The 24011-nt window shown below is 72.1% G+C and carries 19 protein-coding genes; 8 read left to right on the top strand and 11 right to left on the bottom strand.

Features of this window, described 5'->3' with window-relative positions; genetic code table 11:
• Positions 1–13 precede the first annotated feature (13 nt).
• Positions 14–1192, top strand: a complete 1179-nt coding sequence (locus tag AB0L91_RS06035) for an alanine racemase (protein WP_365007554.1) — start codon at positions 14–16, stop codon at positions 1190–1192.
• Here the strand turns inward: AB0L91_RS06035 and AB0L91_RS06030 are convergent.
• Together AB0L91_RS06030 and AB0L91_RS06025 are read right to left on the bottom strand one after the other, a co-directional pair.
• Positions 1177–1812, bottom strand: coding sequence for a phosphoribosyltransferase family protein (locus AB0L91_RS06030; protein WP_365007552.1), 636 nt, complete (start codon positions 1810–1812; stop codon positions 1177–1179). The genes AB0L91_RS06035 and AB0L91_RS06030 overlap by 16 nt on opposite strands.
• A gap of 10 nt (positions 1813–1822) precedes the next feature.
• The gene (locus tag AB0L91_RS06025; protein WP_355276240.1) at positions 1823–2692 is read right to left on the bottom strand and encodes a carbon-nitrogen hydrolase family protein; all 870 of its coding nucleotides are present in this window, start codon (positions 2690–2692) and stop codon (positions 1823–1825) included.
• A gap of 62 nt (positions 2693–2754) precedes the next feature.
• Here AB0L91_RS06025 and AB0L91_RS06020 point away from each other — a divergent pair, with 62 nt between their 5' ends.
• Positions 2755–4557 (top strand): DEAD/DEAH box helicase, encoded by a 1803-nt coding sequence (locus tag AB0L91_RS06020; protein WP_365007550.1) that lies wholly within the window; start codon positions 2755–2757, stop codon positions 4555–4557.
• Between the two features lie 143 nt (positions 4558–4700).
• Positions 4701–8744, top strand: a complete 4044-nt coding sequence (locus AB0L91_RS06015) for an AAA domain-containing protein (RefSeq protein WP_365011193.1) — start codon at positions 4701–4703, stop codon at positions 8742–8744.
• Between the two features lie 9 nt (positions 8745–8753).
• On the opposite strand, the gene AB0L91_RS06010 is transcribed toward AB0L91_RS06015, so the two are convergent.
• From AB0L91_RS06010 to AB0L91_RS05995, 4 genes are read right to left on the bottom strand one after another with little or no spacing between them, the layout of a single operon-like run.
• Positions 8754–9458 carry an ESX secretion-associated protein EspG gene (locus AB0L91_RS06010; RefSeq protein WP_365007548.1) on the bottom strand — a complete coding sequence of 235 codons (705 nt, stop codon included), beginning with the start codon at positions 9456–9458 and terminating at the stop codon, positions 8754–8756.
• Positions 9455–10783: a WXG100 family type VII secretion target gene (locus tag AB0L91_RS06005; protein ID WP_365007546.1), complete on the bottom strand. Its 1329-nt coding sequence runs from the start codon at positions 10781–10783 to the stop codon at positions 9455–9457. Before AB0L91_RS06005 ends, AB0L91_RS06010 begins: the two co-directional genes overlap by 4 nt.
• Positions 10776–11165, bottom strand: a complete 390-nt coding sequence (locus AB0L91_RS06000) for a hypothetical protein (protein WP_365007544.1) — start codon at positions 11163–11165, stop codon at positions 10776–10778. Before AB0L91_RS06000 ends, AB0L91_RS06005 begins: the two co-directional genes overlap by 8 nt.
• 17 nt (positions 11166–11182) lie before the next feature.
• On the bottom strand, positions 11183–11788 hold the full coding sequence (locus tag AB0L91_RS05995; protein ID WP_365007542.1) for an alpha/beta fold hydrolase: 606 nt from the start codon (positions 11786–11788) through the stop codon (positions 11183–11185).
• A gap of 167 nt (positions 11789–11955) precedes the next feature.
• Between AB0L91_RS05995 and AB0L91_RS05990 the strand changes: the two genes are divergently transcribed.
• Complete coding sequence (locus AB0L91_RS05990) at positions 11956–12867, top strand: SMP-30/gluconolactonase/LRE family protein (RefSeq protein WP_357343315.1); 912 nt, start codon at positions 11956–11958, stop codon at positions 12865–12867.
• Between the two features lie 153 nt (positions 12868–13020).
• Here the strand turns inward: AB0L91_RS05990 and AB0L91_RS05985 are convergent, their stop codons facing one another.
• The gene (locus tag AB0L91_RS05985; protein WP_365007540.1) at positions 13021–13854 is read right to left on the bottom strand and encodes a hypothetical protein; all 834 of its coding nucleotides are present in this window, start codon (positions 13852–13854) and stop codon (positions 13021–13023) included.
• Positions 13855–14050: 196 nt separating this feature from the next.
• Between AB0L91_RS05985 and AB0L91_RS05980 the strand changes: the two genes are divergently transcribed.
• Both AB0L91_RS05980 and AB0L91_RS05975 read left to right on the top strand, forming a co-directional pair.
• Positions 14051–15223, top strand: a complete 1173-nt coding sequence (locus AB0L91_RS05980; protein WP_365007538.1) for an acyl-CoA dehydrogenase family protein — start codon at positions 14051–14053, stop codon at positions 15221–15223.
• 9 nt (positions 15224–15232) lie between these two features.
• Complete coding sequence (locus AB0L91_RS05975; protein WP_365007535.1) at positions 15233–16360, top strand: acyl-CoA dehydrogenase family protein; 1128 nt, start codon at positions 15233–15235, stop codon at positions 16358–16360.
• A 50-nt stretch (positions 16361–16410) separates the two neighbouring features.
• Here the strand turns inward: AB0L91_RS05975 and AB0L91_RS05970 are convergent, their stop codons facing one another.
• Positions 16411–17016 (bottom strand): hypothetical protein, encoded by a 606-nt coding sequence (locus tag AB0L91_RS05970; protein ID WP_365007534.1) that lies wholly within the window; start codon positions 17014–17016, stop codon positions 16411–16413.
• A 252-nt stretch (positions 17017–17268) separates the two neighbouring features.
• Between AB0L91_RS05970 and AB0L91_RS05965 the strand changes: the two genes are divergently transcribed.
• On the top strand, positions 17269–17556 hold the full coding sequence (locus tag AB0L91_RS05965) for a hypothetical protein (RefSeq protein WP_365007532.1): 288 nt from the start codon (positions 17269–17271) through the stop codon (positions 17554–17556).
• A gap of 53 nt (positions 17557–17609) precedes the next feature.
• The gene (locus AB0L91_RS05960) at positions 17610–18446 is read left to right on the top strand and encodes a GNAT family N-acetyltransferase (RefSeq protein ID WP_365007530.1); all 837 of its coding nucleotides are present in this window, start codon (positions 17610–17612) and stop codon (positions 18444–18446) included.
• 118 nt (positions 18447–18564) lie between these two features.
• On the opposite strand, the gene AB0L91_RS05955 is transcribed toward AB0L91_RS05960, so the two are convergent.
• The 3 genes from AB0L91_RS05955 to AB0L91_RS05945 form a co-directional block, all read right to left on the bottom strand.
• Positions 18565–20799: a protein kinase gene (locus AB0L91_RS05955; RefSeq protein WP_365007528.1), complete on the bottom strand. Its 2235-nt coding sequence runs from the start codon at positions 20797–20799 to the stop codon at positions 18565–18567.
• The gene (locus AB0L91_RS05950; protein WP_365007526.1) at positions 20775–22604 is read right to left on the bottom strand and encodes a protein kinase; all 1830 of its coding nucleotides are present in this window, start codon (positions 22602–22604) and stop codon (positions 20775–20777) included. Before AB0L91_RS05950 ends, AB0L91_RS05955 begins: the two co-directional genes overlap by 25 nt.
• Before the next feature lie 161 nt (positions 22605–22765).
• The gene (locus AB0L91_RS05945) at positions 22766–23962 is read right to left on the bottom strand and encodes a protein kinase (RefSeq protein ID WP_365007524.1); all 1197 of its coding nucleotides are present in this window, start codon (positions 23960–23962) and stop codon (positions 22766–22768) included.
• Positions 23963–24011 lie beyond the last annotated feature (49 nt).

The raw sequence follows: 24011 nt of genomic DNA, 5'->3' as shown, positions 1-24011 counted from the left end.
GTTCAGTAGTCGAGTGACCCAGACGACATCGCTGCACCATCTGCACGCGGCGACCGCCGAGCTCGATCCGCCGCTGGCCGCGGTCGACCTCGCCGCGCTCGACGCCAACGCCGCCGATCTGGTCCGCCGCGCGAACGGCGTCGCGGTCCGGGTCGCCAGCAAATCCGTGCGCTGCCGCGCCGTGCTCGAACGCGTGCTCGGCGACGGCCTCACCGCGCAGGGCGGCTTCGCCGGCATCATGGCCTATTCGCTGCGGGAGGCCATCTGGCTGGTCCGCCTCGGCGCCCGCGACGTCCTGCTCGGCTACCCGGTGACCGACCGGGCCGCGCTGGCCGAGCTCGCCGCGTCCCCCGAACTGCTGGCCGCGATCACCCTGATGATCGACGACGTCGCCCAGCTCGAACTCACCCGCGCCGCTCTCGGCACCGACCTGGTCCATCCCCGGATCTGCCTCGACGTCGACGCCGCCCTGCGGATCGGCCCGCTGCACCTGGGCACCCGGCGCTCCCCGGTGCGCAGCCCCGAGCAGGCCGCCGAGCTGGCCGCCGAGGCGCGCAGGCGCGGCTTCGACGTGGTCGGCGTGATGACCTACGAGGCCCAGATCGCCGGCCTGCCCGACACCAACCCCGCGGTGCGGGTGGTCAAGCGGTTGTCCGCCGCCGAGATCGGCCGCAGGCGCTCCCGGGTGCTCGACGCGGTGCGCATGGTCACCGGTCCGCTGGAGATCGTGAACAGCGGTGGCACCGGCTCGATCGAGGTCTCGATCACCGACCCGGAGGTCACCGAGGTGACCGCGGGGTCCGGGCTGTACGTGCCGACGCTGTTCGACCACTACCGCTCGTTCACCCCGCGCCCCGCGCTGTTCTTCGCGACCCCGGTGCTGCGCAAGCCCACCCCGAGCATCGCCACCGTCTTCGCCGGCGGCTACATCGCCTCCGGTCCCGCCGGCCCGAGCCGGGTGCCGCTGCCGGTGTGGCCCGCGGGCCTGAAGCTGCTCGGCGCCGAGGGCGCGGGCGAGGTGCAGACCCCGCTGGCCGGTGGCGCCGAGCTGGAGATCGGCGATCGCGTCTGGTTCCGGCACGCCAAGGCGGGCGAGCTGTGCGAGCGCTTCGACCGGATCCACCTAGTCGACGAGGCGGGTGCGCGCACCACCGTGCCGACCTACCGCGGCGAAGGTCAGTGCTTCGGCTGATCGGTGAGCAGCGCGCGGACCTCGTCGTCGGCGAGCTGGTGGAAGTCGCGATAGGCCATCCCGACCCCGCCCAGATCGGCGGGCGTCCAGAGGCAGACCAGCTCGTCGCACTCGCGGCGCACCCGCCGCGCGGCCTCGGGCGAGGACACCGGCATCGCGACGACGACCCGGTCCGGATGCCGGGCCCTGGCCACCCGGCACGCGGCCACCACGGTCGCGCCGGTCGCCATGCCGTCGTCGACGATCATCACCACCCGCCCGGCCAGGGGGACCGGGTCGCCGGTGCGCAGCTCGCGCTGCCTGCGCGCCAGCTCGATCCGCTCGGCTCGCTCGACCTCGTCGAAGGCCTCCTGCGTCACCCCGCTGCGTTCGATGACGTCGCGATTGACCACCAGCACGCCACCCTCGCCGAGCGCGCCCATCGCCAGCTCCGGCTGCCAGGGCAGGCCCAGCTTGCGGACCAGCAGGATGTCGAGTTCACCGCCGACGATCGCGCAGACCCCGGCCGCCACCGGAACACCACCGCGCGGCAGCCCGAGCACCAGTGGGCGCGGGGCCCGCAGGTGCTCCAGGGCCTTGCCGAGGACGCGGCCCGCCGCTGCCCGATCGGGGTAGACCACATCTCGAACGCTACTCCGCGGCGGGCTCCGGCGATACGCGCTCGGTGATGGCGAACCGGCGCAGCGACAGGCTCGGATTGGCCGTGCGCACCCGGGCCAGATGCGCCGGGTCGATCGCGGCGGTGAGCACCCCGGGTTCGTCGCCCAGTTCGGCCAGCACCACGCCCGCCGGGTCGACGATCATCGACGCGCCCGCCCCGCGCGGCAGGCACTGGTCGGCGGCCGCCACGTAGATGGTGTTCTCGATCGCGCGGGCGCGCAGCAGCGTGGTCCACTGGTCGACCTTCGCCGGGCCGGGAATCCACTGCGCGGGCAGCAGCAACACCTGGGCGCCCGCCGCCGCGACACGCCGACATCCCTCCGGAAAACGCAGATCGAAACAGGTCTGCATGCCGAACATCACACCGTCGACGGTGAAGGTGGCCGGCGCGACGAGCGGACCGGCCTCGACCACGTCGGATTCCAGGTGCCCGAACGCGTCGTAGAGATGTACCTTCCGGTACACCGCGACGCGCGCGCCGTCGGGTCCGTGGGCGACGAGGGTATTGCTGATCCGGGTCGCTTCCGGCGCCGTCCGCTCGACCACACCGGCGACCAGATACACCCCGAATTCGGCTGCGAGCGCGCTCAGTCCGGTGGTGAACGGGCCGTCGAGCGGCTCGGCGATCGCCACCACCCGCTCGTCCAGCCGGGTCACCGCAAACATCGAGTATTCGGGGGCGAGGACCACCTTCGCGCCCGCCGCGGCGGCCGTGCGCAGGTGCTCGCGCAGGGCCGCGAGGTTGGCGGCCGGGTCGGTCCGGGGAGCGAATTGGACGACCGCGATCGGCACCGCGTCCGGTGCCGGTTCCTGATGCGCTGACCCGTTCTGCAGTTGCATAGGTCTCACCGTATTCACCCGGTGGCCGGGACAGCTACCGTCAGGCAGTAAACTCCTGGTCAATGAGTACCAATGAGGTCGACAGCGTTCCTGCCGACGACGACAGGCACGAAGACGGCCCGACCTTCGCCGATCTCGGGATCGATGACCGCGTCCTCGCGGCCATCGCCGATGTGGGCTACGAGTCGCCGTCCCCGATCCAGGCGGCGACCATCCCTCCGCTGCTCCAGGGCGCGGACGTGGTCGGCCTCGCGCAGACCGGTACCGGCAAGACCGCGGCCTTCGCGATCCCGATCCTGATGGGTCTGGACACCGCGCAGAAGAAGCCGAGCGCGCTGGTGCTCGCGCCGACGCGTGAGCTCGCCATCCAGGTCGCCGAGGCCTTCGGCAAGTACTCCGCGCACATCCCCGGGCTGCACGTGCTGCCCATCTACGGCGGCCAGAGCTACGGCGTGCAGCTGTCGGGTCTGCGCCGCGGCGCGCACGTGGTCGTCGGCACGCCCGGCCGCGTGATCGATCACCTGGAGAAGGGCACGCTCGACCTGTCGCAGCTGCGCTACCTGGTGCTCGACGAGGCCGACGAGATGCTCAAGATGGGCTTCCAGGAAGACGTGGAGCGCATCCTGCGCGATACGCCCAACGACAAGCAGGTCGCGCTGTTCTCGGCGACCATGCCGGGCGCGATCCGCAAGATCTCCAAGCAGTACCTGAACGAGCCGGTCGAGATCACGGTCAAGTCCAAGACCCAGACCAACACCAACATCACCCAGCGCTACGTGCAGGTCTCGCACCAGCGCAAGCTCGACGCCCTCACCCGCGTGCTCGAGGTCGAGGACTTCGAGGCGATGATCATCTTCGTCCGCACCAAGCAGGCCACCGAGGAGCTGGCCGAGAAGCTGCGCTCGCGTGGTTTCTCCGCCGCGGCGATCAACGGCGACATCGCGCAGAACCAGCGTGAGCGCACCATCGGCCAGCTGAAGTCGGGCGCGCTCGACATCCTGGTCGCCACCGACGTGGCCGCCCGCGGTCTCGACGTGGAGCGCATCTCGCACGTGGTGAACTACGACATCCCGCACGACACCGAGTCCTACGTGCACCGCATCGGCCGCACCGGTCGCGCGGGCCGTTCGGGTCAGGCGCTGCTGTTCGTCGCGCCGCGCGAGCGGCATCTGCTCAAGTCGATCGAGCGCGCCACCCGGCACCCGCTGATCGAGATGCAGCTGCCCAGCGTCGACGACGTCAACGCGACCCGCGTGTCCAAGTTCGGCGACATGATCACCGAGAACCTGTCCTCGGACAATGTGGCGCTGTTCCGCAAGCTGATCGAGGACTACGAGGCCGAGCACAACACGCCGCTGGTCGACATCGCGGCGGCGCTGGCCGTCGGCGGATTCGACGGCGACAACTTCTTCATGGAGCCCGAGCCGGAGCCCGCGCCGCGCCCGCAGCGCGACCGGGACCGTGATCGGGAGCGCGCCCCGCGCCGCTTCGACGACGAGGACCGCGCCCCTCGCGGCCCGTCGTTCTCCCGCGAGACCGGCCAGGAGCTGGCGACCTACCGGATCAGCGTCGGCAAGCGGCACCGCGTGGTGCCGGGCGCGATCGTCGGCGCCATCGCCAACGAGGGCGGCCTGCGCCGCAGCGACTTCGGGCACATCAGCATCCGGCCCGATTACAGCCTCGTCGAGCTGCCTGCCAACCTGCCGCACGAGACGCTGGAAGCCTTGCGCCGCACCAGGATCAGCGGCGTGCTGATCCAGCTGCAGCCCGATCAGGGCCCGCCCGCGCAGCGGCTGGCCTCGCGGGGCCCGCGCCGCGATCGCGACGCGCGGCCGCGGACCGAACGGCGCAAGCCGCGGTTCTGACGCCGGGGCGCTCGCCGGACCCGGCGAGGTCACACCCGTCGCAACTGCTCGACATGTCCGCGGGTAGCGCCCTGGTCGCCCGCGGCGCTGGTTAAGGTGTTTGCCGTCGGGTGTGCGTGAACACAGGAGGGCCGCGGTTGTTCGTGTCCGGTGATCGGGTGATCGGTGCCGTCGGCGATCTCGTGCGCGCGGCGGACTGTGAGTTCGCGCTGCTTCGCGCCCTCGACGCGGCCATCGGCAACCTCCCCGGCGCGCCGGACGCCGCGATCCCCGTCGTGCGTGCCGCCGAGGTGGCGCCGGAGTTGCTGCGGCACTTCGGCGACGCCCTGATCCGCGTCCCGTCGCCCGAACTCCCCGGCGCCACTCCCGCCGCCCGGATCGCCGCACTCACCGCCGCCGCCGAGCAGACCGCGGCGGCACTGCGCGATGGCGCAGCCGCCATCCTCGGCGCGGTCTTCTTCGACGGCCGCTTCGCCTGCGGCGCCGACCTGTTGGTCCGCGATCCGGGCACCGGGCAGTACACGCAACACATCGCGGTCGGGTCCGCGGCGGTGGGCTTGCCCGCATCGTCGAGGTCCGGAGCGGTCGATCTGCCCGCATCGTTGGAGTTCGGTCGGGGGCCGGGCGTTGTCGTCGAGTCCGGTGATCGCGCCGCGGGCGAGGTCGTGGGACCGGAGCCGGGCGAGTTTGCGGCGAGTAGTCGGGGCCCCGTGACGCCGGGTGTCCCTGTCAGCCTGGCGGAGTCGGCTGCGTACGGCGAAGCGGGACCGGTCGTTGTCGATCACGAGGAGTCGGCCGAGGTCGATGGCGCGTCGGTGGATTCCGGCGCGACAGTGGGCGCCGCCGCGCCGGTCTCCGTGCCCGCGGACGACTTCCGCGCGTTGCGGCGCGAGTTGGCCGCCGGGCGTACCCCGTTCGAACGAGCGACCGCGTCGGTCGGCAGGTCAGCGGCCGACGGTGCGCGGGCGGCGTTGCGGGCGCGGCTCGCGTTCGCGGCGTGCGGTGCCGCGCTCGCCGAGGCGGGCGTCGGTGTCGACCCGTCGGCGTACCTGTGGACCGAGGCGGGCGCCCAGCGGATGCGAACCGACGAGCTGGCGCGGGTGTATCCGGCTCGGCGGGCGCGGGTGGAGCGGATCGTCGAGGAGAAGCTGACCGAACTGCTGCCGGTGCAGTGGGGCGACCCCCGCTACCTCGCGTGCGGACGCTGCGCGACCTGCCGGGTCGCCGCGTCCACCGCCAGGGACCTGTTGCTGGTGGCGGGAATCCGCCCCACCCAGCGTGCCCGGCTCCGCGAGGCGGGTGTGCTCACGATCGATCGCCTCGCCACCACGACCACCCCGGTCACCGGTCTCGCCCCGCGCACGGTGACCGCCCTGCGTCGCCAGGCCGAGATCCAGCTGGAGCGTGAGCGCACCGGCGAACCGACCTTCGCCCTCCGTGACGTCGCCGCCCTGGGTGCCCTCCCCGCCCCCGGCCACGGCGATCTCGCGCTGATCGTCGACCTGGACCAGCACGGCACCGTCACCGCCGTCGAACTGTCCGACGCGCGCTCCGTCGTCTACCGCAGCGCGGTCACCGAACCACCCGCGGCGGCGTTCGGCCGATGTGTACCCGCCGCACCGGCCATCGCACACGGAATCTCCGGCACAGCATCCGGTGATTACCCGACTGGTGAGCGCTGCGGCGCCGCGCCGACCGCTGGGCCCGGGTTCTCCGGCGACCCGTCCGAGACGAGCGGCGGTCCCGGTCACACCGCTACCGATCTGTCCGCACCGCATCACCCGACGGTGGAGCGCGCCGAGATGACCAGCGCAGGGCACGCCACCGGCGCCACGCCGACCGCTCGGCCCGGGTCCGCGGCCGACCCGAGCCCCGGTGCCCGCCAAGCGATTACCGGTCTGCCCGCAGCGCACCGACCGATCGGTGACCGTGCCGAGGTGGCACCCGCCGGGCCCGCCGCCACCGGCGCCTCGGCCGCCGACGTGCTCGACGAACTGCTCGACATCATCGGCGAGCACCGCGCGGTCGACCCCGATGTGCGCGTGTACCACTACGGTTCGGCCGTCCGGACCGCGCTGTTGGACTGGGCCGGTCGCCTCGGTACCGGCGCCGACCTGCTCGACGAACTGCTGGCCGACGGCGCGCTGTTCGACCTCGCGCCCATCGTGCGCACCGCCCTGCTGATCGGCGAACAGTCCTATGACCTCGCGGGTCTGGCCGGGCTGTTCCCGGCCGTGGAGAGCCGGGCCACGACCGTACTCGCGCTGCGGGATTGGCTGCTGGCCCGCGCCGACGAAGCCGGAGTAGCGGTGCCGGGGACCCGTTTCGCGGTCGCCGAGGCCGACGTCCCGCCGTCGCTGCGGCCGGGTTCGCTCGAGGCGGCGCTCACCGAATTCGCGGCGGTCGCCGACGGCGACGCCGCCCGCGCGGCGGCGCTGACCGCCGCGATCCTCGGCTACCACCGTCGGGAACGTCAGCCGCGCTGGTGGGCCCACATCGACCGGCTCGGCCACCCTGTCGGCGAATGGGCCGACGCGCCGGGCGTGCTCGTCGCGGAGTGGGGCACCGTCGACACCAAATGGCATCGCACCCCGCTGCTTCCGACGATGCGGCGCTACCTGACCCTCACCGGCAGGCTCGGCACCGGCGCGACGCTCACCCCCGGCACCCAGATGGTCACCATCTACGACGGCGCCGCCGCGGCGGGCATGACCCAGACCCTCGGCCGCCGCGCCACCGCCACGGCCACCGTCCTCGGCTGCGCCGTCGACGCGAACTTCGACGACACCGTCCGGCTCGAGGAACTGCTGCCCGCGGGCTGCCCGCCCTACGACGACCTGCCCGCGGCCATCGCCCCCGGCCCGCCCGACGGCGAGGCCGAAATCGAAGCGGCCCTGGAACTCACGGCGCAGGACCTGCTCGTGACCCTGCCCGAGGTGCCCGAGAACGCCGTCTACGACCTGCTGCTGCGTCGCGCGCCCCGCCTGCGCGACGGGCTGGACCTGCCGCAGGTGCACGGCGATATCGCCGCCGCCCTGGCGAGCGCGGTGGGCGCGCTGGACGCCTCCTATCTGGCCGTGCACGGCCCGCCCGGCACCGGCAAGACCGGCATCACCGGTCGTGCGATCGAACGGCTGGTCACCCGGCACCGGTGGCGGATCGGGGTGGTCGCGCAGTCGCACGCGGTGATCGAGCGGATCTTCGACGCCGTCGTCGAGGCCGGGCTGCTGCCCGAGCTGGTGGCCAAGAAGGATGTCGCCTCGGTCGGCCCGGAATGGTCGGCGATCGATGCCGAGCGGTACCCGCGCTTCCTCGACAACGCGGTCAACGGGTGCGTGATCGGCGGCACCACTGCCGATTTCGTCGACGAGACGCTGATCGCGCCCGGCGCCCTCGACCTGCTGGTGATCGCCGACGCGGGCGCGAGCTCGCTGGCCGACACCGTCGCCGTGGCGGTGAGCGCGCGCAATCTGCTGCTGATCGGCGATCCGGTGCCGGCGCGGGCGCTGGCCGCGCATCCGGAACCGGTGCAGGTCTCGGCGCTGGACTGGCTGTGCGAGGGCGCGGCCACCCTGCCCGCCGAGCGCGGCTACTTCCTCGACCGCACCTGGCGGATGCATCCCGCGGTGTGCGAGCCGGTGTCGGCGAGCTGCTACGCGGGCAGGCTGCGGGCCAGCGAGACCATCACCCTGGCCCGGGATCTGGCCGGCATCGCGCCGGGCGTGAGCACCGTGGTCGTCGACCATCGCGGCAGCGCCACCGAATCCGACGCCGAGGCGCGCGAGGTGGTGCGCCGCGTGCGCGCCCTGCTCGGTGAGACCTGGACCTCGGGCGGGCGCGCGCGCAAGCTGCATCCGCACGACGTGTTCGTCGTCGCGCCCTACGCGGCGCAGGTGGCGCGTATCCGAACCCTGCTGGCGCGCGCCAAGATCGAGGACGTCCTGGTCGGCACCCCCGACCGGTTCCGTGGCCGGGAAGCTGCCGTCGTCCTGCTCTCGATGACCACCTCCACCCCCGCCGACGCCCCCTTCGGCATGCGAGCGCTGCTGTCGCGCACCGTGATCCACGCGACGCTGTGCCGCGCGATGTGGAAGGCCATCGTCATCCGCTCCCCGCTGCTCACCGAGTACCTCCCCGATAGCCAGGAAGAGCTGACGGCGCTCGCCGAATTCCTCCGTCTGGACTGAGGATCGGCCCTACGCGTTGCGCAGCAGTCTGCGCAGCCAGTCGGCGGCGAGTTCCGGGGTGGCGGGGGCGATGTCGACGCGGTGGTCGGTGTGCACCAGGTAGCGGCCGTCGCCGGTGACATCGATCCAGGACAGCACGCCCGATGGGGTGCGATCGTCACCCGCGGCCACCAGGATCTGCCCGATGCCCTCGCGGGGGCGTTGCAGCAGCCTGCGGACACGGGCCGCGTCGGAGGGACCGGCGACGGGGGCGGTGACCAGGTCGCGGCTGTCCTCGACCACGCGGGCGGTGAGGGCCGACAGCGGCGGGCCGGTGCCGGTCTTGCCGACGGGCATCCGCGCGAACACCTGGGCGGCGAACCGCCGCGTGCTGCCGACCTGGACGTGGACCGAGCCGCCCCGGTCCTCGGTGCGGCCCGGTTCCTGCACGGCCAGCACCGCCACGTCGTGGGTGACGGCCCCGAGCATCCGGACCGGCGCGACGGCCCGGCCGCACACCTCGACGCGGATCTCCGGCTCGGCCAGCACCCGCAGCGCCGCCGACAGATCGGCGTCGAGGGTGCGCGCGCACCAGGCGTCGAGGGCGGGCTGGGCGGCGTCGCGTTCGGCGGTGTCGCGGGCCGAGGCGCGCACGGCGAGCGGATAGGGGATCCGGTCGCCGTCGGTGCGCGCCCAGGCCAGCGCGAACTGATCCGGCGTGAGGTGCCAGTTCACCCCCGCTCGGTCCACTCACCGAGCACGGCGGGACTGGTCGGCTCCATCTTGCCGATCAGCGCGTTCACTTCGTCGGCGGGCTCGAGGTAGGTCGGCTCCTCGTCGAGGAACCGCAGGAACTCGTCGTCGTCCTCCTCGTCGTCGGCCTGCGGCACCGGTGGCCGCTGACCGTTCGGCGGGCGGGTCGTGTCGGAGGCGACCATGGCGCCGCCGAGCAGGCCGCCCATGGCCCCCGCGGTCATGCCCGCCGTCGCGTCGCCACTCGCCGCGACGGCGTCCTGGCGGCTCTCGGTCGACGCCGAGGCGGTGTCGGTGCTCGCGGCGAGGGTGGCGTCGTCGTCCGGCGTCGGGCCGTCGTGCGTTGCCGCCGTGGACGTCTCGTCGTCCGGCCGTCCGGCGGGCCTGCGCCGGACGCGCGGGTCGGCCGAGGGCAGGTATCCGGCCGGTGTCACCGGCGCGGCGGAGGACGGGCCGCCCGGCACGGTGTTCGCGGCGCCGACGGTCGCCGGTGCCACGGACGCGCCCTGGGCGCCCGCCGCGGTGGTTGTCGTCGTGGTCGTTCCGGCCGTGACCGGCTGCGCGCCGCTGCCGCCACCCGTGTGCACGAAGGCCGTGGTCGTCCCGTTCCCGCCGCCCGCACCGGCGGTCGTCGCCTCGGACACGGCCGGGTCGGTCGTGGCCGCGCCGGCCGAGACGACGGGCACGGCGGCGGACGGCACACCGGCGACACCGTTCGACGCGACAGCGGGATCGGCGGCTCCCGGCTCCGTGGTGATCTCGGGGAAGGACGGCACGCCCGACCCGGTCGGTACGAAGGCGCCCCCGTAGATCGTCTCCATCGCCCGCACCGCGTCGAGCCGGGCGTTCTCGGCCCGCCGCACGATCGCGGCATTGTCGGTGGCCTGCTGCGAATCCAGCAGCGCGGCCGCCGGATCCGGCTGGGCGCCATCGGGTTCGGTGACGGCGGCGCGCACCGATTCGGCGGCGTCGCCCGCCTGACCGAGCCGGACGCCCACCGCGGTCAGCACATCGGCGATCCGCCTGCCCGCCTGCTCGAAGTCGCGCACCGCGTCGATCGCCCGCTGCGCGGCGCTGCCGCGCCAGCCGTCGGCGATGGCGGCGCCGATCTCGCCGTGCGCGTTCTCGACCTCGTCACCGAGCGCGGTCGAGGTGGTCAGGAACAGCTCTCCCGCGGCGGACAGCGCCGCCGGATCGAGTTGCCGGACGGCCTGATGGATCTCGGCGTGCGAGAGGTTGTCGAACACCTCGACGACGGCGGCGTAGTCGGGATCGGTGCCGGGCACGCGGCCGGAGATGCTACGCATGCTCGGTCTCCTGCTTCGCGATGGACGCGGCCAGCGCCTGATCACTGTCCTGATAGGCCGTGCCCGCGGCACGGAAGACGGCCGCCAGCGCCCGCGCGGTGCTCGCGTAGGCCCGCAGCTGGGCGAGCGCGTCGACCGCCTTGCCCTCGAAGCCCGCGCGCAGCGCGGCGCCCGAGGGCAGTCCGCCGAAACCGGGGATCACCTCGGCCCCACCGAGGACGAGCAGCTGGGCGTCCACCGCGTCGGCCAGGCGCTCGTAGCGCTGGGCGCAGCGTTCCGGCGCGCCGTCGGCGACCAGCAGGCCGTCGATCCACAGTCCGCCCTCGTCCACGGCCTGGCCGAGCGCCGCCGTATCCGGCAGCCCTGTTCGATTCGGTTGCACTGTTCCCCCTTCGTCGTTCATCGCGCCGTGGCGAGTACCCACTGCGCGATATCGGCCGCCACGCGCTGCTGCACCGGTTCGTGCAACAGGTCGTGTCCCGCGTCGGCGTACTCGCGCAAATCTACCGATCCGTGCCGCCCTGTCCATAGCCGGATCGCATCGATCGGCGCCCGCCGGTCGTCGGCGCCGTGCACCGCCAGCACCCGCAGACGCGGGTCCGGCGCGATCTCGGTGGCCCGGCGCGGCGTCCCGCAGACGACCAGCCCGGCCAGCGCGCCGGGACGCTCGGCGGCGACGGTGAGCGCGGTGATCGCGCCCAGCGAATGGCCCATCAGCACCGGCGCCGCGCCGCCCGCCGCGGCGACCTCGGCGAGCAGCCCACCGGCGTCGGCGGCCAGCTCGGCGACGGTGCCCGGCGCGGCCGGATCGCCTTCGCTCAGGCCCTGACCGGCGGTGTCCAGCGTCCACAGCTCGATCCCGGTGGGGCGCAGCAGATCGGCGAAGCGGTGGTAGTGCCCGCTGTGCTGGCCGGTGCCCGGCAGCAGCACCAGCGTCGCGGCGACACCCGGCACCGGCCACCGCCGGTAGTGCAGGCGGCCACGGGCGCTGTCGAAGTAGGGCATCGACCGATTATGACCGCCGCGCGAATTGTCGTGCGCGACAGGATCAGTGCGTTCCGGCCCGCGTTGCGCACGATGCGTGGTATCGGTGCGGTGTGGACACCCCACTACCCGTTGGTAGCCGTTAGACTTTCGCGCGTCGAACTGCGTCCACAGAGTCGAGGTCTGCCATGTCGTTCCGTCGTTGCGTCGCCCACGTCGTCGTCGGCGCCGCCGTCGTGACCACCGCCTCGCTCGGCACGGGCACCGCGGGCGCGGCGCCGATCGCCGAGTGTGGCCGGGCCAGCCAGGACGTCGCGATCCGCTCGAGCGTGCCGCTGCTGGACTGGTCGGAGAACTTCGGGCTCGACGGCGACGGGAACCTGTGGGTCGCCCGCGTCATGCGCGGCGAGGTGCAGCGCTACGACCGCGAGGGCAGACTGACCGCCACCGTCGCGGTGCCGGCGCCCGGCGCTGTCCGGCTCGGCCCCGACGGGCTGCTCTACGTCGTCACCGGGAACTCGCCGCTGTCCGGCACCGGCGGGATCGTCCGCTTCGATCCCGCGGCCACCGCGCCGGTGCCCGCCACCTTCGCCACCGGCTTCACCCAGCCCAACGGCGCCGCCTTCGACACCGACGGCAATCTCTACGTCACCGCGGGCAACGGCGTGCACCGCCTGCGCCGGGACGGCAGCGAGGACATGGACTGGTGGTCGGCGGTCAAGGTCGACGGGCCCAACGGCATTGTCGTCGCCGGTGATTCGGTCTACGTCACCGCCAACTTCGTCGCCACCGGCGGCACGCCGGTCGGCCGGGTGCTGCGGCTGTCGCGCTCGAATCCCGCCGACAGCGTCACCGTCGCCGACCTGACCTCCTTCGGCACCCTGCCCGATTTCGTCGACGACCTGGTCGTGCGCGACGGTGCCCTCTACGTCACCACCCTGGCCGGGCACCTCGTCCGCGTCGACCCCAAGACGGGCGCCTCCTGCACCGTCGTCGCGACGCAACCGCTCACCGCGGTCGTCGCCGACCCCGCCGATTCGACGGCGCTGCTGGCCGGTTCCGAGGAAGGCACCGTGCTGCGCATCCGCCCGATCGGCTAGGCGACAGCCTCCGGCGCCCGAGGCGTCGCTGCGGGTTCGTCGCGCGGAGGTTCACCGCGGCAATGAGCCGGATCGCGCCGCCCTCAGCGGGGACGTTCCCAGCGGCCCGCTCGTCGAACGGGAGGTAGGCGGCGGGGGTTCGCCAGGTGGGAGTCAGCCGCCGACGGTGAGCGCGGACGGCGGGTTCTGCGGCGCGGGGGCCGGTGTGGTGCGCGGTGCCTCGGCGGGCGCGGGAGCCGGCGCGGGAGCGGGGGTCTGCGGGGCGGGCGCCTGCGAGCGGGGCGCGCCCGAGGACTCACCCGAGCCGGGGCTGGTGGCCTGCGGTTCGGGAGCGGGCGGCGCGGCGGGCGCCTCGGTGGCCTGGACCGGCAGATCCGGGACGACGAACGTGCCGACGGTCGGCGTCATCACGCAGCGCGCGCCCGGGTAGTCGATGGTGCCCCACATCGACGCGATCACGGTGCCCGCGCCGCTGTGCACCGTCTTCGACAGCGACGGCAGCTGGAACTCGGTGAGATCGTCGAGCGGGACGATGCCGCTCTGGCCGGTGTTCACGTTCACCCAGGCCACGCTCAGGCCCGAGGCCAGCGCGAAGCCGGTGTGCCGCGGGCTGGCGCTGAACCGGATGTCGCCGGGAGCCATGCTGGTCTCGGTGCGCGGGCCGGGGCCCTCGAAGGTGGCGGCGGCGATGATCGTGGTGACCGGGCCGTTGCTGCCGCAGCCGAAGGTCGGTGCCGCGTAGGTGAAGGGGATGAACTGGGCCGAGATGTCGCGCAGCCGGTCGGCGCCGACGATCTTGGTGAAGCTGTCCAGCGCGCCGACGCCCGCCTTGGCGGAGTCGTCCGTCCCGGCGATCTCGGACAGGTGGCTGATGCCTTCCTCGAGCGGAGTGGGGTTCGCACTCGCGGGTGTGGCCAGCAGTGCCAGCGCGCCGATGCTCGCCGCGGTGACCGCCGCTGCCCTGCCTGCGATGGTTCTGCCGTTCACCCGTGACTCCTTGGGATGCTCGAGTCCGGTTCCCCGGCTCGTCTGGCAACGTACCAGGTCGGCGGTGGGGTCGCCGAGCCACCGGCGCGCGCGGCGCCACGGGGGCTGAGCACGGGCGGGTGTGATGTAGTCGACACTGGCGTTTACTCGGGGGTAAGTTTTTCTCGACGGCTACCAACCACGCTGGGAGACCCGGATGAAGTTAGCCCTTTCCTCTGAAGAGGTCGCCTTCCGCGACGAGCTCCGGCATTTCTACAAGACCGAGATTCCGGTCGAGATCCGTGACCGCGTCAAATACGGCCACGAGCTGTCCCGCGACGACATCGTCACCGCCAACAAGATCCTCAACGACCACGGTCTGGCCGTGCCGAACTGGCCGGTGGCCTGGGGCGGCAAGGACTGGACGCCGATGCAGCGCCACCTGTGGCTCGACGAGATGCAGCTGGCCTCGGTGCCAGAGCCGCTCACCTTCAACGCCTCGATGGTCGGCCCGGTGATCGCCCAGTTCGGCTCCGAGGAACTCAAGCAGCGCTTCCTGCCGCCGACCGCCGCGCTCGACATCTGGTGGTGCCAGGGCTTCTCCGAGCCCGACGCCGGATCCGACCTGGCCTCGCTGCGCACCACCGCGGTCCGCGACGGCGATTCCTACATCGTCAACGGCCAGAAGATCTGGACCACGCTCGGTCAGTACGCCGACTGGATCTTCTGCCTGGTGCGCACCGACCCGAACGCGCCCAAGAAGCAGGCGGGCATCTCTTTCCTGCTCTTCGACGTGCGCTCGCCCGGTGTCACCATGCGCCCGATCAAGCTGATCGACGGCAGCTACGAGGTGAACGAGGTCTTCTTCGAGAACGTCCGGGTGCCCGCCGATCAGCTGGTCGGCGAGGAGAACCAGGGCTGGACCTACGCCAAGTTCCTGCTCGGCAACGAGCGCACCAGCATCACCGGCGTCGGCAAGACCAAGGTCAAGATCGGGCTCGCGAAAGACTATGCGCGCCAGACCAGGACCGGCCACGGCACGCTGCTGGAGGACCCGGTGTTCGCGGCCCGCGTCGCCGAGCTGGAGAACGAGCTGCTCGCCCTGGAACTCACCCAGCTGCGGGTGGTGTCCAATTCCGCCGACGGCAAGCCGAACCCGGCCTCCTCGGTGCTGAAGCTGCGCGGTTCCGAGCTCCAGCAGGCGGCCACCGAACTGCTGCTCGACATCGCCGGCGCCGACGCGCTGCCGGTCGACGCCGAGGGCATCGCCTCGCCCGCCTGGGCCCAGCACACCGGGCCCGGCTATCTGAACTACCGCAAGGTCACCATCTACGGAGGCTCGAGCGAGGTCCAGCGCTCGATCGTGTCCTCCACGATCCTCGGATTGTGAGGCGCTGACATGGATCTCGAACTCACCGAAGAACAGACGATGCTGCGCGACACCGTGCGCGAGCTGCTGCACCGGTTCTACGACGGGGAAGCGCTGGCCAAGGCGGGCGAGACCGACCCCGGCTGGAACCGCACGGTATGGAAGCAGCTCGCCGATCTGGGTGTGCTCGGCCTGACCATCGACGAGGACGACGGCGGCGTCGGCGCCACCCCCGTCGAGGCGATGCTGGTGCAGGAGGAGCTCGGTCGCGCGCTCGCCCCGGAGCCGGTGCTCGACGCGGTGGTGATCCCGGCCGAGCTGCTGAAGCTGACCGGCAGCGCCGAGCAGCGCGCCCGGCTGCTGCCCGCGCTGGCCGCGGGCGAGCGACTGCTGGCCTTCGCGCACGCCGAGCCCGGACAGCGCTGGCCGTCGACCGAGATCACCACGGCCGCCACCGCACAGGGCGACGGGTACACGCTGACCGGCGTCAAGAACCCGGTGCTGCGCGGCGATGTCGCCGACGAGCTGATCGTCAGCGCGGTGCTGCCCGGCGGCGGCACCGGCCTGCTCCTGGTCGACCCGGCCGGTGCCGGGGTGACCAAGCGCGCCTACCGGACCTTCGACGGCAGGCGCGGCGCCCAGTTCGACTTCGACGGCGCCGCCGGGGAACTGCTGGGCGACACCGTCGACGCGGCCGAGCAGATCGCGCTGGTGCAGGGGTACGCGCAGGCGGCGCTGTGCGCGGAGTCGGTCGGGGCGATGGAGATCGCGCTGGCCCTGACCACCGACTACCTCAAGACCCGCAAGCAGTTCGGCGTCACGCTGTCGAAGTTCCAGACGCTGACCCAGCGGGCCGCGGACTGCTACGTCTCCCTCGAGCTGGCGCGCAGCATGAGCCTGTTCGCGACGGCGGCGCTGGCCGACGGCGGCAACGATCCGGTGGTGGCGTCGCGGGCGCGGTTGCAGGTCGGCAAGTCGGCCGAGCACATCGGACAGGAGGCGATCCAGATGCACGGCGGCATCGGCGTCACCGCGGAATATCCGGTGAGCCACTACGTCGCCCGGCTCACCGCGATCGGGCAGACGCTCGGCGGGGCGCTGGAGCACCGGCGGATTCTGGCCGACCGGGTCGGCAGCTACGACCTGCCGGAGCTGTAGCGCGACGTTGCCGACGGTGCGCGCCCCGTGGGGTGCGCACCGTCGCCGTGTCAGCGCTCGTCGTCGGTCGTGGTCGGGGCGACGGTGGTCGTCTCCGCCTCGGTGGTGGCCGCCGGTGTGGGGGTGGCCGGGGTGATCGGCGCGGTGGTGGTGCTGTCGTGGGAATGCGTCGTCGGGTAGTCCGTCTCGGCGGCTTCCTCGTCGTCGACCGTCGGCCGGATCCGCGGCGGGGTGGTGAGGGTCGGGATCGGCCGGGTGGTGGTGCTGCGCGGCGTGGTCGTGTGATCCTCGGCGGTGGTCGCGGGCGGGCGGGATTCGGTCGTCGGATCCGCCGGCCTGGACTCGCTGGTCGGCTCGCCCTCGGCGGGGGTCTCCGACGGCGAGGTCTCGGTGGAACTGAGGCTGAACGGTTTCCGCGGCGACATGTAGGGGGCGATGCGCCAGCTGGGGGAGGGCGGAATCGAGATCCGGGTCGTCGTGGACGTGGTCTCCTCGGCGATCCTGGCCGGCGCGGCGGCCAGATCGGCGTTCAGCGGCGGCGGCGGAACGTAGACATCCTGCTGTCCGACACCGCAGGCACCGATGATGATCAGTCCGAGCGATACCGCGCCGACAGCGATTGCCGGACCTACGAGCTTGGTCCTGCTGTCATCCATCGCGTGCACTCCTCGTCGGCTTCGAGTCGCCTCACAGTAGTGCAGGTCGGGGCAAACAGCCTATCTTAAACACTATTGATTCAGATATCGGATTGATTTCTTCAGCGTGTCGCGGGGACGTGTCGCGCGCGATCGGCGTCGCCGGGTCGTAGCGTGTGTGAGCAAAGTTACGCATGAGACGCCCGGAACGAACCCCGACGCGCGAGGTCTGCGCGAAGCAAGAATCTGATCGGCGTCATCGAGGAGAATCTGATGGGAGCTTACTCGACACCCCGGCTGGAAACCGCGGCGGCGAACGGTGATTCGGCCGCAGTGGCAAATGTTCAGCACGCACTGTCGAACCCACCGGGCAATCGCGCTTTCGCGGTCGTCGCCCGGGTCTTGGGCTGGTTGTTCTTCGTCGGCGGCCTCGTCGGCGCCGGGCTCGGCATCGCCGGCCTGCACGTGGAGATCACCGTGGCGGGCCTGATCCTGGCCTGCACCGCGGGACTCATCCTGCTGAAGCTGCGCACCGATCGGGACGCGCGCGAAAAGGACTGAGTAGCGGAAGAATTCAGCTGCGATCGCCCCCGCCACGGCCTACCGTCGGTAGGGTGCGTATCGACATCACCGGCGACGCCGCCCACTTCCTGGCCGACGCGGAGAGTTTTCTTCGTCAAGACCCCTTGCGGCATACGGTGATCGCCACCGCCGTGGCCAACGAACTCGGCGGCCGGGCCGGAACCGCGGCGACGCGATTCCTGACCGTGCGCGAGGACGCGGGTCGGGTCGCCGGTGTCGCCACGAGTGCCTTCGGTGGCCGGATCTACCTGGGCGAGTTGCCCGCGCACAGCGTTGCGGCCGTGGCCGACGCCTTTCTCGCGGCAGGACCGCCGCCGACCAGCGTCGAAGGTGTGCGCGCCGACGCGGAGACGTTCGGGCGCGAGTGGGCGGCCCGAACCGGTGGCTCGAGCGCGGAGTCGTACTCGGCCCGCCTGTTCCGTCTCGGAACGTTGACCGTGCCCGAGGCGGCGGGCAAGCCGCGCCTGGCCACCGTGGCCGATCTCCCGGTCTGCCGGGACTTCATCGATGCCTTCTGCGTCGAGATCGGTGAGCCGCGGCCCTTCGACGAGGAGGCCGCGCGGCGCCGGATCGACGCCGGATTCTGGTGGCTGTGGGAGCACGAGGGGGTGCCCGCCGCGTTCGTCGCCCGGCAGAGCGAAACCCTCGGCTGGGCGCGGATCGGGCCGGTCTACACGCCTCCGCAACTGCGCGGCAACGGCTTCGCCAGCGCGCTGACCGCCACTGTCTCCCAGGTGGTTCGCGCCGAGGGCACGGACGTCTGCCTGTTCACCGACCTGGCCAACCCGACGTCGAACAAGATATACCAGGCGATCGGCTACGAACCGGTGCGCGACTTCGTGCACTACACGCTGACTCCGGCGGGCTAGGGCCTGACACTCACCCCGGCAGGCGAGACACTCACCCCGGTGGGCGAGGGCTGCATCGGCCGCGCTCCCGGCGAAACCTGTGCCCGCGCCCCACGCCCGCGAACGTGTCGGTGACGGCTCAGGTCAGTGGCGCGGTGTGCCACCACTCCAGCATCTGCGCCTCGTCGGCGATGAACCCCCGGCTGTACATGAGCATCGCCGCGCGGGCCGGGTCGGCGTCGAACCGGGTGACCATGCGCGGGGACCGCGCCTGGCTGCCCTGGAGGACGAAGTTCGTGTAGCTGTGCCCGGTGTGCGTCGCGGCGCGGGCGTCGTTGGCGGGCAGCGCCGCGATCGCCTGCTTCGCCTGGTCGGCGGAGGGGTAGAGGAAGAACTCGTAGGTCGCCTTGTTGCCGCCGCCGAAGCAGTGCCACATGACCACCCAGTCGCCCATGTCGGCGTCGTCGCTGTCGCGGCTGGCGGTGGTGCGGTCGTAGGCGAAGCAGCCCGCGTTGCCCAGCCCGGAGCCGGCGTGCACCAGGTTGTTCGCGCTGGTCTGCGGGAGCATGCGCGGGAACTGGTCGCTGAGCTGCGCGGCGTTCGCGCCGATCACCTTGCGATCGCTGGTCGTCGGCGCGGCGCTGGACGGGCGCTGGGTGACGACGGTGGTGGGCGCGACCGTGGTCGGCGCGATGGACTCGGTCGACTCGACGGGCGGCGCGCCCGACGGCTTGTCCTCGGGACTCTGCAGGACGCCCACGATCATCCAGATCACCAGCCCGAGCAGGACGATCAGCGCGACCCACCCCACCGGTGACGCCTGCCAGCGGGAATCCCGCTTCCGGCCGAGATAGTCGTCGGCCACCTTCGACCGAGTCCCCGCGCCCCGCGACGACCCGCCGTCCCGCGGCCGCTCGGCCGTCCTGCTCGGCGCGCCACCCTGCCACGATCCCTGCGGCATCCCCGCAGCAGGCGATGGTTGCCCGCTCGCCCATACCGGCTGCTGGTTACCGGGTGACGAGGAGTGCTGCGCCCCTGGCCATGACTGCTGTGGGACCCCGGACGAGGGAGTTTGCTGCGCACCAGGCCACGACGGCTGCTGGAGGCCGGGCGACGAGTGCTGCCCGCTCGCCCACGCCGGTTGCTGGACGCCGGGTGACGAGGCGTGCTGCGCTCCAGGCCAGGACTGCTGAGGGAGCCCGGGCGAGGAAGCCTGCTGCGCGCCGGGCCACCCTGCCTGCGGAATCCCCGGGGAGGACGACTGCTGCGCGCCGGGCCATCCCGCCTGCGGAATCCCCGGGGAGGAGGACTGTTGTGCCTCAGGCCAGGTCGGCTGCGGGATGCCAGGCGAGGACGGCTGCCCGCCGCCTGGCCACGACGGATTGCCCACTTCGGCAGCCGAGTTCGGTCCGCCCGTCCCACTCGCGGCGATCGGCAATCCCGGCGCGGGGGTGAACGGCGAGTTCGGCGGATACGTCCTGGTCTGGGCCGAGGCCGGGAACCGCTGTCCCGTACCAGGACCGGCCAGCGCCTGCCTGGCGGCCGCGGCGAATTCGGCGCAGGTGGCGAAACGCTCGTCCGGCCGCTTGGCCATGCCGCGGGCGATCACCGCGTCCAGTGCCGCCGGCAGCTCGGCGCGCAGCGCGCTGGCGCGAGGCGGCGGCTGTTGCAGGTGGCCCTGGATCACCGTGACCGGGTTGCTCGCGTCGAACGGCGTTGTCCCGGTGAGCAGCCGGTACAGGGTGCAGGCCAGCGAGTACTGGTCGGCGCGGCCGTCGAGGGCGATGCCGGAGAGCTGTTCGGGCGAGGCGAAAGCCAGGGTGGCGGTGAAGGTGCCGGTCTGGGTGAGCTTGGCGGCGTTGTCGTCGTGCAGGCGCGCGATGCCGAAGTCGGTGAGGTAGACGCGTTCGGTGTCGTCGACCGGTTCGATCAGGATGTTCGCCGGTTTCACGTCGCGGTGCAGCACGCTGCGGCTGTGCGCGAAGTCCAGCGCCGCCGCGGTCTCGGCGACGATGCGCACCGCCCGCGCCGGATCGACCGGGGCGGGCAGCGAGGCCGCGTCGGCGCCGTCGATGTAGCGCATCGAGATCCACAGCTGGTTGTTCTCGACGCCACGGTCGTAGACGGTGACGATGTTCGGATGCTCCAGCTGCGCGACCAGGTCGGCCTCACGTTCGAACCTGGCCCGGATCTCGGTGTCGTCGAACAGTTCCCGGTTCAGCAGCTTCATCGCGGTGCGCCGGGGCAGGCGCGGATGCCGCGCCAGATACACCGAGCCCATGCCGCCGCGGCCGAGCAACCGCTCGATGGTGTATCCGGCGAAGACGTCGTCCCGGTCGAGCATCGCCATCAGTTGAGCGGGGCCGAACGCCACCAGCGCAGCACCTCGTCGGCCTTGCCGTAGCCGTCGGTGAACATCAGGAACTGCGCGCGATCGGGGTCGCCGGTGAACTGGGTGATGATCTTGTTCCCGTTGTCGGTGTACTTGTAGTTGGTGTACTGCTTGCCGCCGTTGGTATCCACCGACTTGGTGTTGGTCGGCAGGCCGCTGATCACCGCCTGCACATCGGCGGCCGAGTTGTAGACGTAGATCCGGTAGAACGGATCGTTGCCGCCGCTGCCGCCGCCGTCGTAGCAGCGCCACTGCCAGGCCCAGGAGCCGAAATCGGGGTCACCGTCGTTGGGCGATGGCGTGTAGTTGGAATCGGTCTCCCAGCAGGAGGCTCCGTTGTAGCCGGTGTCGCCGTCGACGTTCGCGGGCACCATCCGGCCGAACTCGGCGCTGATCGCGTCGGCGTTCGGGGTGACGTGCTTGCCCGCCGACGCGCTGGTCGTCGTGGTGGAGCCGCCGCCCGAATCGTCGCCGCTGACCGCGATGCCGATGCCGACCAGCAGCGCGAGCACCACGACCACGGCGACGACGATGCCGACGATCAGGCCGGCGTTCGACTTCGACGGCGGTCGCGGCCCCTGCGGGTACTGGGCGAAGTTGTTCGTCGGCGGGCGCGGCGGTCCGGGCGGCGTGGGGTACTGCGGCCGGGACTGCTGGGTGTACGGGTGCTGTGTCGCGGCGCCACCGGTCAGCGGCGCGGGCGACTGGTTGGCCATCGGCCCCGCCGTCATCGGACCCGCGGTCATCGGACCGGCCGTCATCGGGCCGCCGGTCATCGGGCCCGGCGCTGCGGTACCCATCGGGCCGCCGGTCATCGGGCCCTGCCCGGCAAGCGGATACGGCGATCCGGTCTGCGGGATCGCGCCGCCGGTGGTCGGGCGCGGACCACCGGTCACCGGGATCGCGCCACCCGTGGTCGGGCGCGGGCCGACGATCGGCAGCGCGGGCGCGCTCGGGTTGTTGAGCGCGGTGATCGCGGCGTTGGCGAAGTCCGAACAGGAGTCGAAACGGTCGTCGGGCCGCTTGGCCATGGCCTTGGCCAGCACGCTGTCGAGGGCGTAGGACAGGCCGGGCCGCACGTTGCTCAGCGGCGGCGGCGGCTGCTGCAGGTGGCCCTGGATGACCGCGGCCGGATTGGTGGCGGTGAACGGGCCCGACCCGGTGAACAGCCAGAACAGCGTGCAGGCCAGCGAGTACTGGTCGGAGCGGTGGTCCAGCGCGGCGCCGGTCAGCTGCTCGGGCGAGGCGTAGGCCAGGGTCGCGGTGAAGGTGCCGGTCTGGGTGAGATGTCCGGTGTCGTCGCGCAGCCGGGCGATGCCGAAGTCGGTGAGGTAGACCCGTTCGCCGCGGCCGGCGCCCGAGCGGGCGAGCAGGATGTTGGCCGGTTTCACGTCGCGGTGCAGCACACCCATGCCGTGCGCGTAGTCCAGGGCGTCGGCGGTCTCCTTGACGATCTGCAGCGCGCGGGCGGGCGGCAGCGTCTGCGGGTCCACCGAGGCGGCGTCGATGCCGTCGATGAACTGCATCGAGATCCACAACTGCTCGTCGTCGAGACCGCGGTCGTAGACGGTGACGATGTTCGGGTGATCCAGGCGCGAGACCAGGTCCGCCTCCCGTTCGAACCGCGCCCGCACCTCCTGATCGAAGAACATCTCGCGATTGAGCAACTTCAGTGCCGTCATCCGCGGCAGGCGCGGGTGCTTGGCCAGATAGACCGAACCCATGCCACCCCGGCCGAGCTGCCGTTCGATGACGTAGCCGGCGAAGACATCTCCGTTGGCCAGCATGTCTGCTCCACTTCCCGCCGTGCGCCGGGACCCACCAGCGCACGCGCGTACAGCAAGAAAGCCGCGGCCGGGTGGCCCGCCACGGGAAAATTCAACGAAACCTTAGCAGTCGGTGACCGCGCGGACGGTGGCCAGCGAAGCGACCGACCAGGACGCCCCGATCACGGTGGTCGCCGTGGTTGTGGCGGCACGATGTAGCCGGGATGGTTACGGCCACCGGGGAAATCGATGGTGCCCGGCCGCTGGGTACCGCGCCGCGGCGGGATGGCGGTGTTGCCGGTCGTCGGGCGCGGTGCGTGCGGATACGGCTGCGCGGGTGTCGCCGGTCGCGGCACCTGCGTGTGCGGCTGGGCCGGCGTGGTCGGCGGCGCCTGACGATAGGGCTGCGGCGGCGTGGCCGGGCGCGAATACGGCTGCTGCGGATACGGTTCGCGGGCACGCAGCACCACCCCGGTCGCCGTCTGCTGGTGCCGCTGGTGCTGCCACGGGCCGGGCACCGCGAACAGCGCGGCCCTGGCGGCCCCGGCGAACTCCGCGCAGCTGTCGTAGCGCGCCCCCGGCTGCTTGGCGGTGGCCCTGGCCAGCACGGTGTCCAGGGTCGACGGCAGATCGGGGCGCAGGCTGCGCAGCGGCGGCACCGGCTTGCTCATGTGCGCCTGGATCACCGCGGCCGGATTCGGGCCGGGGAACGGCACCGAGCCGGTCAGCATCCAGAACAGGGTGCAGGCCAGCGAGTACTGGTCGGCGCGGTGATCCAGCGGTGCGCCGGCGAGATGCTCGGGCGCCGCGTAGGCCAGGGTGGCGGTGATACTGCCCGCCGAGGACAGTGTCGTCTCGCTGTCGCGCACGGCCGCGATACCGAAATCGGTGAGCACCACCCGTTCCGGGCGTCCGATCGGCGGCTTGGCGAGCAGGATGTTGGCCGGTTTCACATCCCGGTGCAGTACCCCGCTCGCGTGCGCGAAATCCAGCGCGGTCGCGGTCTCGGCGGCGATCTGCACCGCGCGGCCGGGCGTCAGCACGTTGACGTCGGCGGTCGCCACGTCGGTGCCCGCCACGAACTGCATGGAGATCCACAGCTGGTCGTCGTCGTTGCCGCGGTCGTAGACGTTGACGATGTTCGGGTGCTCGAGCTGGGCGACCAGGTCGGCCTCGCGTTCGAAACGGTGGCGGATCTCATCGTCGGCGGACAGGTCGCGGCTGAGCAGCTTGAGCGCGGTGAGCCGGGGCAGGCGGGGGTGCCGGGCCAGGTAGACCACGCCCATCCCGCCGTAGCCGAGCACGCGCCGGATCGTGTACCCGGCGAACACGTCGCCTTTGCGCAACACCGCGAAGTCACCCCCTCCAGGGCAGAGCACCCGTCGAAATTCTACCGATGTATCTCCCGACGCCCCCGCTTCGCAACAT

Origin of the sequence: Nocardia sp. NPDC051833 (genome assembly GCF_040681225.1) — a bacterium.
Lineage (GTDB): Bacteria > Actinomycetota > Actinomycetes > Mycobacteriales > Mycobacteriaceae > Nocardia.
Note: the sequence above shows the minus strand (reverse complement) of the source record. Positions and strands in the feature narration are given on the sequence as shown.

Coding starts and splice junctions, on each gene's coding strand:
- AB0L91_RS06020 (WP_365007550.1), top strand. CDS start 2,755: ATGAGTACCAATGAGGTCGACAGCGTTCCTGCCGACGACGACAGGCAC.
- AB0L91_RS05970 (WP_365007534.1), bottom strand. CDS start 17,016: ATGGATGACAGCAGGACCAAGCTCGTAGGTCCGGCAATCGCTGTCGGC.
- AB0L91_RS06025 (WP_355276240.1), bottom strand. CDS start 2,692: ATGCAACTGCAGAACGGGTCAGCGCATCAGGAACCGGCACCGGACGCG.
- AB0L91_RS05980 (WP_365007538.1), top strand. CDS start 14,051: ATGAAGTTAGCCCTTTCCTCTGAAGAGGTCGCCTTCCGCGACGAGCTC.
- AB0L91_RS05950 (WP_365007526.1), bottom strand. CDS start 22,604: ATGCTGGCCAACGGAGATGTCTTCGCCGGCTACGTCATCGAACGGCAG.
- AB0L91_RS05965 (WP_365007532.1), top strand. CDS start 17,269: ATGGGAGCTTACTCGACACCCCGGCTGGAAACCGCGGCGGCGAACGGT.
- AB0L91_RS06005 (WP_365007546.1), bottom strand. CDS start 10,783: ATGCGTAGCATCTCCGGCCGCGTGCCCGGCACCGATCCCGACTACGCC.
- AB0L91_RS05995 (WP_365007542.1), bottom strand. CDS start 11,788: ATGCCCTACTTCGACAGCGCCCGTGGCCGCCTGCACTACCGGCGGTGG.
- AB0L91_RS05975 (WP_365007535.1), top strand. CDS start 15,233: ATGGATCTCGAACTCACCGAAGAACAGACGATGCTGCGCGACACCGTG.
- AB0L91_RS05990 (WP_357343315.1), top strand. CDS start 11,956: ATGTCGTTCCGTCGTTGCGTCGCCCACGTCGTCGTCGGCGCCGCCGTC.